This window comes from Pirellulaceae bacterium, assembly GCA_029243025.1.
GTDB lineage: Bacteria > Planctomycetota > Planctomycetia > Pirellulales > Pirellulaceae.
The window spans coordinates 102018-113912 of the sequence record JAQWSU010000015.1 but is presented as its reverse complement, the minus strand read 5'-3'; the positions used below and the strand labels follow the sequence as shown (position 1 = coordinate 113912).

At 51.4% G+C, this 11895-nt stretch carries 12 protein-coding genes; 9 read left to right on the top strand and 3 right to left on the bottom strand.

The genetic code is table 11. The annotated features are described in order from the left end of the window. Nucleotides 1–553 precede the first annotated feature (553 nt). A complete protein-coding gene (locus P8N76_06470; protein MDG2381301.1) occupies nucleotides 554–1042 on the top strand; it encodes a PEP-CTERM sorting domain-containing protein in 489 nt (162 codons plus the stop codon). 302 nt (nucleotides 1043–1344) lie between these two features. Continuing rightward, nucleotides 1345–2058: a hypothetical protein gene (locus P8N76_06465; protein ID MDG2381300.1), complete on the top strand. Its 714-nt coding sequence runs from the start codon at nucleotides 1345–1347 to the stop codon at nucleotides 2056–2058. A 359-nt stretch (nucleotides 2059–2417) separates the two neighbouring features. Here P8N76_06465 and P8N76_06460 read toward each other — a convergent pair whose 3' ends face one another. Next, entirely contained in the window at nucleotides 2418–2594 is a 177-nt protein-coding gene (locus P8N76_06460; protein ID MDG2381299.1) for a hypothetical protein, read from the bottom strand. A 934-nt stretch (nucleotides 2595–3528) separates the two neighbouring features. Between P8N76_06460 and P8N76_06455 the strand changes: the two genes are divergently transcribed. The 7 genes from P8N76_06455 to P8N76_06425 all read left to right on the top strand — a co-directional run bounded on the left by P8N76_06455 (nucleotide 3529) and on the right by P8N76_06425 (nucleotide 10606). After that, entirely contained in the window at nucleotides 3529–5217 is a 1689-nt protein-coding gene (locus P8N76_06455; GenBank protein MDG2381298.1) for an SMP-30/gluconolactonase/LRE family protein, read from the top strand. 149 nt (nucleotides 5218–5366) lie between these two features. Beyond that, complete coding sequence (locus P8N76_06450) at nucleotides 5367–5984, top strand: hypothetical protein (protein ID MDG2381297.1); 618 nt, start codon at nucleotides 5367–5369, stop codon at nucleotides 5982–5984. 164 nt (nucleotides 5985–6148) lie between these two features. Then, nucleotides 6149–6727: a hypothetical protein gene (locus P8N76_06445; protein ID MDG2381296.1), complete on the top strand. Its 579-nt coding sequence runs from the start codon at nucleotides 6149–6151 to the stop codon at nucleotides 6725–6727. Between the two features lie 57 nt (nucleotides 6728–6784). Next, the gene (locus tag P8N76_06440; GenBank protein ID MDG2381295.1) at nucleotides 6785–7108 is read left to right on the top strand and encodes a hypothetical protein; all 324 of its coding nucleotides are present in this window, start codon (nucleotides 6785–6787) and stop codon (nucleotides 7106–7108) included. Between the two features lie 356 nt (nucleotides 7109–7464). Continuing rightward, nucleotides 7465–7845: a hypothetical protein gene (locus tag P8N76_06435; protein ID MDG2381294.1), complete on the top strand. Its 381-nt coding sequence runs from the start codon at nucleotides 7465–7467 to the stop codon at nucleotides 7843–7845. A 680-nt stretch (nucleotides 7846–8525) separates the two neighbouring features. Then, nucleotides 8526–9554 carry a DUF6159 family protein gene (locus P8N76_06430; protein ID MDG2381293.1) on the top strand — a complete coding sequence of 343 codons (1029 nt, stop codon included), beginning with the start codon at nucleotides 8526–8528 and terminating at the stop codon, nucleotides 9552–9554. Between the two features lie 401 nt (nucleotides 9555–9955). Further along, complete coding sequence (locus tag P8N76_06425; protein ID MDG2381292.1) at nucleotides 9956–10606, top strand: substrate-binding domain-containing protein; 651 nt, start codon at nucleotides 9956–9958, stop codon at nucleotides 10604–10606. A gap of 111 nt (nucleotides 10607–10717) precedes the next feature. On the opposite strand, the gene P8N76_06420 is transcribed toward P8N76_06425, so the two are convergent. Beyond that, complete coding sequence (locus P8N76_06420) at nucleotides 10718–11275, bottom strand: LamG domain-containing protein (GenBank protein ID MDG2381291.1); 558 nt, start codon at nucleotides 11273–11275, stop codon at nucleotides 10718–10720. Nucleotides 11276–11416: 141 nt separating this feature from the next. Further along, nucleotides 11417–11887, bottom strand: a complete 471-nt coding sequence (locus P8N76_06415) for a hypothetical protein (protein ID MDG2381290.1) — start codon at nucleotides 11885–11887, stop codon at nucleotides 11417–11419. Between the last annotated feature and the right edge of the window lie 8 nt (nucleotides 11888–11895).

Sequence of the window (11895 nt, the reverse complement as noted above, 5' to 3'; positions counted from 1 at the left end):
ACACATGGCGAGATCTCGACGAAGATTTCTTCCGGAAATGTCGATCCGAACTTGCCGGTCGCCAAGTTAAGACGAAGCCTGCAAAACCACGACCTCATCAGAAACGGGCAATAAAAAACGCGGTTAAACATTTCAACAACCCAAAAGAAAAACGCGGCAAACTGATATCACCGTGTGGAACCGGAAAGAGTCTCACTGGGTACTGGATCGCTAAGACCCTGAAGCCCAAGACGATCCTCATTGCAGTCCCAAGCCTGTACTTAGTTAAACAGTCGTTGCAAACTTGGGCCAAGGAGGCCGCCGCCGACAACGTCCCAATGCGATGGATGTGTGTTTGCAGCGACAAGACTGTTGCATACGACTCAATCAACTCCTCCTGCATACGACTCATCCGTGTTTGTTGAGACAGTTACGGGGCTGCAGACAGCGGCAACGTGATTTACTTTTGCCAGCCAAGGAACCTGCGACAGATCCACTCCGCTTTGCTGGACAGCCTTGCGTAATCCTGGTGTACTGAATGTCGTGTAACCACAATTCCAAGACGGGGAAAACGATGAGAACGCTACTCACGATTGCCATGTGCTTCGCTATCACAACAGCGGCCAACGCTGATCTGATGAATTTCATCAGTGGAGATCTCGTATCTAATCTGCGTGGCTCCACCATCTTCAAGCCGGAGACCGGAGAAGTTGTTGGTGCGTGGTTTGGGAGGTTAGGTGACTCGTTTAATACTGGTGCGAGGTTCTGGACAGACGACACCGGTCACCCGCCATACCATACGTGCAACGTATCGGATGTGACGGGCTGGATAAATCAGGACGCCGGCACTTACGAGCTAGAAGTTTTGCTCTGGAGTGATGAGATGAATTGTGCATTCGCCGACCGAGATAACCCGCACCCATTCTACGGACCTAGACGTTACCTGATCACTCAGGATACATATGAAAATAGCAGCGTTACCTTTGCGGTGCCGGAGCCCTCGAGCATTACGTTGATGGCATTAGCTGGACTGTTCTTGCTCCGTTTCAGGCGGCGGGCCTAGGATGCTGGGCGTTTGGTCTCCGCAGCAACGACGATTTGTGGGACGTCAAACCTGTAATCTTGATGGGCACAACCGCTAATTCCGAGAGATCAATAAACGTCTGGACTTACTATACAAGGCTTAAAATGAGGTTCTGACGGTAGGGGGTGAAATCGACCCTTTCAGGTACCATCTCAGGGTGTGGTACCTGACGATTCGCTGGACAGCTTTGACCAGGGCTGATGTCTGTCGTCGTTCAATCGATCTTAGCTACGTCCAGGGCAGGCAATGCTAAGCTGGATTTGCGATGCGGCAGAAATTCGTTGATATCTCACCCAAACACTCCCAGCATCGCCAGACAACCCAACGTCGCCATTAATCGGCTGTACCACGATCCGACCCACTGGAATCGATCATGCGACTTCAAATTCCCGCAATCATCCTTTTTCCTATCTATTTTCCAAGCGACGGGCAACGCCAGTGTTTATCTGCCAGCCGGCTTGAATCCTGGTGATAAATATCAATTGGCGTTTGTGACTACCAATTTCATTGCGGCGGTTGAGCCCACTATATCCACCTACAACGACTTCGTGATGACAGACGCGGAACTCTACCCCATTCTGGGAACTTCAGACGGCGTTACCTATACGGCCATCGTCAGTACCTACAACTATGTAGACGCTCGCGATAACGCTTGGGTGGATGCCCCTGTGTATAACCTTGACGGAGAAAGGATTGCCGAAAGATTCGTCGACATGTGGGACGGTTATATCGAACACTCCATAGGGCAGGACGGCATTACGATGTCCATGGTCTGGACAGGCACGCAATCGAGCGGGCATGCATCCGATTATCCGTTGGGCCAACCCGCATTCTCAGATACCGTAGGAGGCGACCCCGGTGAGACCGATATGGGCGATTGGCTAGATGGTCAACTCGCTCCCCAGAACATCGACAACGCTCTGTACGGGCTCAGCTCCGTCATCACGGTCCCGGACTCTGAGCCGGTCCCTGAACCGGCCTCGGTGATCACTTGAGCTTTGCTAGGTACGGTAGGATGTATTGGTACGTGGTGGAATCGTCGCCGCAAAGCTGCTTGACTCGTGTTGGATTTTGATTGGCTGTCAACGAACTGGAGAGTCGTCTGGCCGGGCATAGTACTCGAGTTCTCTACACATAGTGCGGGACTCTCCCGAATGAAGTTGCGTTTCGGGCTAATGTCGATTCGGCGAGCAGTACGTCAGCAACAGTGAGAACGCTTCCATCTTCCCGTATGTCGCAGTGTACGAGGACACAGCCGACAACGAACCTGTCATGCTCGTTCTTGAAGGTGATCTTGAGACCGTCGTCGATGTACTCGATAGACACCGGTGACCTACCGACTTGGTCAAAGTACTCATTCAATCTTTCCATCCCGGCGGTCTGCGTCTTCAATGCTTTTCGGCATGCGGACTGGCATCTTGCTTGTATCAGTCGGTTTCCCAGCCCCTCGAATAGCAGCTGTCTCTTCGGAGATGCTAATCACGCCGTAGTTGATGACCACTCGGCCGTTGTCTTTGGTTACTCTTTTCATTAGTCTTGCTTTCTTGGGTTAAATAAAGCCCTCAACCCAGTAGTCGGACCGCACGCACGCAGCGGGGCCACCCTTGCCTGCAGCAAGTTGGCTTCTGGGAAAGATGTGCAGCGGCAATTCATCCCTCGTCACTTCGGGTATTTGCCTTAAGTCTTAATCACCCGCAAACCTTGGTACTTTTCATGTGAGGTCGGTTGGTTTTGCAACTCGTTGCGATCTGATGGGGGCGCATACTTAGCCTCGGCATAAATCAACCAGCTTTTTTTTTCTAGCGACCTAATAGTTCGCAAAGATGTATTCGCAATGTCTTGTGAGCCAGACCATCGCGACAATGGCCGCGCTTGTCAATTCCCCTTCCTTGAGTGGGCTTCGACAAGCGTCAAAATCAGTCTCGACAGGCGTGATTCCTGTAACAACTTCACCGTGACCTGCGATACTCGGACCGGGAATCGCAGCCTTTCCCATGTTGCGAATAAGGCGTTCGAAGCCTGGCTCGATTTACACAAACTTCGGAAACGTTCGTCAACGGATATCACCAGCGCGTTGGTACGCTGAACCGAGACTTCCAACGCACGACAAAAGACTCGAATAGAATTCGATACAAATCCAAAGATGTTCAAACGTCGACATCGGAAAGACAACATTTTTTGCCACACTGCATGACGAAGCAGGAAAAAATCCGACAAGCCACCCCGAGTCGACGTTCAGCCCATTTGACATCACTACCGTGACAATTTCCACAACACCAAAGGAAATCACAAAGGACTAAGGAAACGCTCAAGCAATTTAATTAGAGTGGGAAAAGGATAAGCAAGTGCACACGCATCAGCATTTCTAACGTTTCAGCGAATTCTCAATCCGGTTTCAACTTAATCTGATGATCAAAAACTTTATTATCTCCTGTGGCGAGAGGATTCTAACAAGCCACCAGGCCATGAAACTCCACATCACCTTAAACGGCAAATGGTCCGAAAAGGTGCCTGTTGGTTCCATTGAAGAAACGGTTGGAGACCGGACTCCGATTTCCGGCCTGCTTCGAATTTTGAAAGCCGACAGCGATGCAACCGGCTTCATTGAACGCTTGGCTCACCGCACGGAGAACTCAGTTTTGGACCGTCCGGAGTCTGCAACACTTCCGCGGTACATGGCGGGTGGTCGGACTAGGCTTGCAACGTGCACGGGTGTCTCCTGGTTTCGCGAACGCTATCTAGCGGTTGCCAATTTTTATGGTGGCCATCTGCGCATCTACGAGCTTCACGGAAACCTCGATCGAGGAACGGATCTGAGGCTTGAAAAAATCCACCACCAAGATCATGCCTTTGCGCAACCCGAAGATTGCGCCGTAAGTCCTAACGGCACCCTCGCAGCGGTTACGCACGCCCCTCCAGGAAAAGCGATGACTACCCTTCATCGTCTGGATCAGAAAACGATGCAAGTAATGCCGTATCACCAGACACTGCGGAAGGGTGCGATTCCACACGGTATCACCTTCACACCTGACTCACGTTTTTTGATCTTTACAGAAATCCTTACCGGATCCGTTCAGGTGTTTGATGTCTCACAAAGGAAGGCCAAGCTTAACCAGACATTTATTGCTCCAGTCTCTCCTCTCACTCCCAAATCAGTCGCAATTAGTCCAGATGGTCGATTCGCGGCAATCGTCCATGCGAATGAGATCAAAAAGGGTCAGGAATCTTTGTCGGGATGTCGGTTTTCCGTGTACCGATTTGATTCCGAAATGGGATACATCCACGAAGACCCTATCGCAATTTACACCGCAAGCGCCGGAATCGAATCATGTACATTTGTAAAACAAATCGACGATGATTCTTACGAGCTGGCAGCTTGTGATCAGGGAACAGATCAGGTCTCATTTTTTCATCTGAACGTCAAAACTTCCTCACTCGAATGCATTGAATGTCACCCGGGAGTCTCATTTCCTCATGGCATTGACAGCAATCCGTCGGGCACGCGAATTGCCGTCACCTGCTATGGCGATGATACTTTACGAATCTTCGATGTCCCCAGTCGATCTCAAAGAGCGATCGAAGCCGTTCGTCCTCACGCGCTGATCTGCTGTCCCGACCCTTACAGTGACAAAAATTCAGCTGCTGTTTCTTCAATTCTGGCAAGCGTTAACGATTTGAGAACGCGTGGATTCCATATTACCTTTCTTGTTGCCAACAAATCATCCGTCGAACGAATATCCTCCCTCGCGGATAGAGTCATTCAACTCGACTTCGAGGACAGCAATTCAACTACGGAAAACCGCGAACCGAACATTACAACGATTCATTCCTATCTGCTGCAACAAAACGTGGTTTTAATTGAGGCCACTGAGAAATTTGGTATTGAAGCCATCGAAGCGGGCCAACGAGCCGATATCCCAACAGCATTGCATCAAGCGCAGCAAACTCTCGGCAATGAAAACGATGCGGCTAATTCAGATCGCAAAACAGAACGCGGTTTGGCGGATTTCCTGATCCGAGATAAGCGTCAAACATCAAACAAATCGCAATCAGACGTCCATGCAGCAATTCCCGCAATAAGCAGCGTCGATGCTAACTCGATCACAGCCCAAGAATTTCATCAAAAGTTCTCGGCAGAAAGATTGACTCCTTAGCGCAAATTTATTTTTACTTGCGTTAGCCCAGCTCATTACTTTCTTTATCTTCCACAGCCTGAATATCTGAACTCTTGCAAGGCCTAATGAAAAACCTTGATCGAATAGTCGAAAAACTGTCCTCTCCAGTACCGATGAATTCGACAACGATGTTTCGGTTCTTTTTCATCATTCACATTGCGCTTTTCACCCTGAAGCTTTCATGGACAGAAGCCGACCCTGTCCGAATACAACTGGTACGCGGCGTCATGATCACCTGCGTATTTTTATCAATTCATTGGCGTCTGGCCCCCGTTGCTATCCTCACCACACTTATCCTACAACTCTATTTCGTGCAGAACGCCTTTCCGGAAACGGGCAACCACAAATACATCGAATTCTATGTGCTGATATTGCTTCTCATTTGTCCATCGCGTCCCATTGATCCGCCCCATTCGTCATCCCAATCAATTCAGCCCACCAAGCTCATGACCGACGGAACGCTTTGCCATTTGATCCGGCTACTGTCTCTATCAGTCTATTTTTACGCCGGCATCCAAAAGCTTTTAGGAGGTCGTTGGTTATCGGGTGAGTATTTGACGCAAACGATACTCGTTTCGAATCCAGCGAACCCTTCCTGCTTGGGTCACATCATTTCTGTTGGTCTTAAGCTGGACTACGGTTTTCGGAGAAATAGTTTGCTCAGCGCTTATATTTTCACGCCGAACAAGAAAATCTGCCATCCCTATTTGCATTGTAATGGCCATTACATTGGGGATTATCACTAACGAGACAGAGTTCATGTTCACGATGCTTGGGTGCCTGCTATTATTTTACCCCAATCATGCGGTGCGTAATTATTCTGTCCTGATTGCGATCAATACGATGTGGCGCAATTGGATTCATTATCTCGACATTCGAATTTGGAACCTCGAACAATCAGCTTTTCAAGATGCCGCCACAACAAGATAATCTGAGACAAAAGATCGCACTCGGCTTCGCGTTTGTCTTATTCATTTGGCCGTTGTTTCACACGATCTGGGCCCACGGTTACGGCTTAAGCGCGACGAAACTGAGTGGCTGGGGTATGTACACCGTTGCGCGAACTCGAATGATTGGCATCACCGTTATTCGACTTGATGACCAAGCCGAAATCGGATCGCTGGTCGACTTGAGCCGGGTGGTGGGCACAAGTCAATTACTATCCTTACGGGCAGACGATCTCCAAGAGCTTGGCGAACTATCGACTAGATCACCGAAGGTAACCAAAGCGGTTCGCTACGTGCGAACATTTCGCAACCGCCTATCCGTTGATCATTTACTGCAATGTTTGAGAAACGCCCAAGGCTGGAATAACGCGAATTTATTAGTCTTGGTCTCCGAACCACGCCTCTCGGTCTCAAACCAACTATCATTCACGTCAAACGAGTTCTATTTTGGCGACGAAAGCGAAACACGATTTTTGGGCAGGTACTCGAGTGCTCAAATGGAGGCACAAGAAATTCTCGCCTGCATTGCGGATCAGATTTGACAGCCCATTTTTTATCATGTCTTCAGCCCACACAATTTGATCCGTAGCTTCTAACGATTGGGCCTCGATCATCAGGGAACGCTGGCGGACCGCATGTGCATCTCGTCCGGGCAGCAGCATCCAGACATCCTGAACTGCCGGGCCCGTGACAAAATCATCGAAGTCGAGGAAGAACCAGCCCTCGTCTCCCCTCAACAGGTTTCCGGCGTGGCAGTCTCCGTGAATCCGATGTACCGGGACGCCCGCACTGCGTTCGGTGTAGAGGCGCGCCACCTGTTCCACGGCCTGGCGATACCGGCGCCGGCACTCGGGTGGGGGAAATCCCAGCGACTCGAGCTGGTCGAGATGCAGGAACCCGGACTGCTGGGCATCGAGCTGTAACCGGTGCTCAGCACGTCGCGTGTCCCCAACGTTGTGGATCCGGGCGAGTAGCCTACCGAGCACCTGCACCTCGGTATCATTGAGCTCATCGGGTGCCCGTCCGCCGGTACGAGGCCAGATCGCGAAGTGGATCCCCTCAACCTCGCGGAGGGTGCCCCCATCGGGTGTAAAGCGACTGAAGGAAATACAGTTCACCCCACGGAGCAGATCGCAATCCATGAATCATGTGATGGACGTCGGCGTTGCCAAAGCCAGAATATACAACGTGATGCTCGTCGGCCCAGGTAGGTGTGATCGGGCTCTCCATGGAACAAACTCTGCACCGCCTTGGTGTCGCACACGATTTGGGAATTCGGATGTTCCAAATCTCTCTGCCTTCCTGGGGCGCGCTCGATGAGGGCGAGGCATTATTGTTTTTCCAGACCGTCTGCGGCGCCTTCCCCGACTCGCAGTTTCTGCACTACAACCTACCTCGTGCCGGGCGAATTCTGCGGGGTGCAGAATACGCTACGATTGCCGAGGCGGTTCCCAATCTGGTAGCAACCAAAAACAGTTCTACCGACTACGCCCGCACAGCTGACCTGTTGATCAACGCACCCCAGTTGCAACATTTTCTCTTGGAGAGAAATTTTCGCTCGGCTGTACAATTGGCGAATGCTCGCTGTTGTGCAGTTACGACGCGTTGTTTCCCCGTACTACGTGGCAGTTCTTCGAGGCCGGACAACGGCGCGATCTGACCGAACTGTTTCGGATCGCAGAACTGTTCCACCGGGTCAGCACCAGGCTGTTTGCGCACTGCCCGCGAACGATGATCGACGGCAGTTACGATAAAATATACCTCTGGCTTCGCGACCCGGGCTTCTCCATCCGCCTGTTGCCACCCTACCTTGGCTTGAGCGAAGCGGAATCACAGACTTGTCGCGAAATCTTCGAGACCCATTTCCAGGACATACCCTGACTTTGCCTTTAGAACCGAACTTAAGAACCGGAGGGGACAACCTGCCCTGTTCACAACCCTTGCTGCCCTAGTCCCGCTGAGAAATCGTGGTTGAGTCCGACGCAACAGCCTTAAGGAGAGACATATCGCCCCGTTTCACCGCTGGGCTTCGTGGTGCCGCTGGTGATCAAGAATGACCAGGCTCTAGAAGCGATTAAATTTCGCCAAGAAAGCCTTGGGAGATGCCCAATTATGCTTTGGATTTTGAGCCTGTCGACTTTGCCGCGATTGCCAGAGCTGTGGACTGAAGCAGGCTTTCTTGACTTCCGGAGCCCTCCTGGAAGGTTACCGTTTCTGCCAGCTTTTCCTGCAAATCCCATTGTAAAAGTGTTCGAAACTGTTAGCCTCCCGTGGGTGGATTATCACCAGGCGCAATTCCTCGCCACGGTTGTTCGCAGTCTTTTCAAAAAAGGAAATCTCATGGCTCTTAATCGTCGGAAGTCTATTTCGTTCGCTTGGGATATCCTCAAGTCCGATATGAAACTCATCTCTTATCCCATTCTTCGGATCGTTGCCATGTTCGTCCTCCTAGCGATTATGTGGCCGCTCATATTTGACATCTCCGCCATGGAGGTAGCCGACTCGTTTACCGGAGTGGCCAACGTGGCAATCGAACAAACGGTGACCCAGAATGAAACATCTTCTGAAAGTCAGTCCGCCGCAACGAATCAGCAATCCGACAATGAGGGTGCGCAGGACATCTCGAACATTGTTGGGCACATGCACTTGGGCTGGTTTTTACTCTTTCTCGTAATTAACATGTTCATCGGTGTGGTAAGCGTTGGTGCAATCACAGCCCAAGCGCTCGCCACTGTACGCAGCGAAAATCGGTGGCTCGGATATGGCTACCTGATGGCAGCCATCCGAATGCCACAACTCTTACTCTGGTGGCTCATCACTTTAATCGTCGGTGCAATCCTCGAGACGATCGAGCAACACAGGATCATAGGATTAATTGTTGCTGGGTTATTGGGAATGGCCTGGTCGATCCTAACTTTTTTCTCGATCACAGCCATCATGGCAACCGGGTGCGGTCCTTTCGGCGCGATCACAAAATCAAAGCAAACGGTTGTTGACTCAATCAAAAAAGCCACCGGAAGCGAACCGAGCAACTTGCGTTCGATTCGTCGGGGTTTCTATATCGGCGGTCCGCTTGCGGTCATCAACATGATCCTCCTGTTGCTACTCTTTGCTTTGGGGTTTCTGGACTGGCGAAGCCTTACCCAGGGTGGACACGCCATCTCGGCCGGTGCGTTCGGTGTGATTCTCATGGTGCTTTATATCAACGGTGCGTTCCGATCGGCCCTCTATGCTATCTTGAGGGCAACCGTCTATGTCTGGGCTGAAGAAGGCACGGTCCCCGCGTCTGTGGACAAATCAGTATTTGACGGAATCTTCGTGACGGGCAGTTCCTGGACACCACGAGCTACACCCAGCCCGGCAACTTAGCGTTGCAGGCGGAATGGCTCGCTGTTCTTTGAGTTTGCCCGTTCTGCAAACGCACGTGGGGGATGTGCGCTGGAACTCGAGACCAATTCCTCGGGAGACCCGTTAATGGGGCCACGCAGTCCTTGTTGGGCTGGCCTGATCGCCGTTGCGATACTAACTTAGAAACAACTTCCTTCCCCCGGGGACCGATCACTTGTTCCTTGCCGCGCCCGCTCGACCAGTGGGAGCCGTAACCATCACAGGAAACCAACAATGCTGTTAGCGGTGACCAGCGATTCCAGCGCCCTGATTAAAGACCCCTCCCACCTGTTGGTATTTTTTGCTGGTTTTATTGGCCTGGTGTTTCTGGCCTCGAAACAGTCCGCCTTAAAACCACTCTTCAAGTTCATTCCGCCGATCGTTTGGATTTACCTGCTTCCGGCAGTTGGGACGTCGCTGGATATTACTCCCGCAGCATCGCCTTTGTACTCGTGGTGCATGCTGAGGTGCTGAGACAGGAAGGTATTCACATTCCGTTTGTAGGGCCGGACAACAAGGCCGGAGCCAAGAAGGTCGCCGATCACTTGGCAACCAAACTGGCGCCGGATGACCCAGTCGCAGTTCTCGAGGGCATCCGGACTTCCTTTAACGCGACTCGGCGTCGAGAAGGTTTTGAACAGTCGATGCAGGAAGCCGGTATCGCGATCGTCGACAGTCAGTCGGCCGAATGGGAAATGAGCAACGCCAATACGATCGCCGCTTCGATGTTAAGTGAACATCCCGAGGTCAAAGCCATACTGGCCGCGAACGATAGCATGGCCCTGGGCGCGGTCGCGGCTGTCAAAAGTGCGGGGCGTACGGGCGAAGTGTTGATCGTTGGCTTCGACAACATTAGCGCAATTCAAGCTGCGATGCGTGAGGGCAAGGTGATAGCAACCGCTGATCAACACGGTGATCAGTTGGCGGTCTTTGGAATTGAAGCCGCGCTGAGGCTGATTGCCGATCCGAACATACCCACCGAGGATGTCGAAACACCCGTGAATTTGATCACGGTTGCTGAGTTGGGGAATTAGCTACGGTAGGGTGGGGATCGACCTCAACTCGATTGTCGGATCCCACGACTCATCATGAACACGTCATTCTTCAAAGGCATGACTTTCGGCGGGAGTACCGTACTCTCGGCTTTACCTCAAGGCGCTGCTGCCGGTTATGGGGCGTACATCGTCGGCCAGGCAGCCCGTTACTATTTCGTAGGCCAAATCCTGACTCGCGATTCCAACCGCTGCATTGAGATCCAAATCGCCGGCATCTAACAGGCCATTTCCGTTGTAATCACCGACAAGCGCCCCCGGAATACTGATATCTAAGGGGGATCCACCGCTTGCCAGAGTAGCAATATCTTCATCACTTAGCGAAAAGTTAAAGATCGAAACGTCGTCAATATTACCAGTGAAGTTACAGCAATCGGACGCTCGCAAAACCGAGCCGATAGAAGTGATGTCTGCCTCAAATGTTTGATGCTGACTGTAATCAAACGTCGTATCTTCTTCACCATCAACATAAAGCGTGCCCACGCGTTCTTCATCGCGCCAAAGGACATGATGCCATTCGTCGTCAAAAGGTTCGTCCAGTGAAAATTGATGCCCGGTGCTGCTTCCATTCCGGTAGAAAAAATCAAGCGTTCCGTTCGCACCATCGTTCTTCGTACCGAGATTAAAGAGTGGATTGGCGTTGGACGACAAACCCTCCGAAAAATTCGGTCGTCATTATTGTCCCCTGATGCGCCATCACCTTTGACCCACATCGATATGGTGAAATCCGAATGGGAAGTGGCCGGCATCATTTCATTGTGCGTTATCTCAACGTGGCTATCTGCGAAACCGTCAAAGCTGACCGATTTGCCAGCCCCTAAGATCGCTGGCACATCCGAGTCGTATTCGACCCCCACCGGAAATCACGCCATGGTTCCCTTTGCCAGATTGATCCTGTGTATTGCCATCAAAGTTCCAATATCCGATCAATGCAGGCACGGAAGGTTCCAGTGGTTCCGGACCATCAGGAATTGGGGGCTGCTCTGCCACCTCTCGTAACTGATACCCATTGAGAAACTGCGAACCCGTATTCGCGGATGCGATGATTTCTTGAGAAGAACTATCGGCAACAAAATAGCCTGATCCATAAGAGCGATTTGGAACCATGATCGCGTTCCCGCCTCCGTCATCAAGCTCTACCGACCGATCCATCGTCCGATGATAGTAATAGAACTCCACCTGATAGCCCTGACCAACGGTCAGATTGTCTAGCTCCAAGAACTGAGGGTTGACCCCACTCTCAAAAGCAAGACCGCTGAGCAAGGCATCCA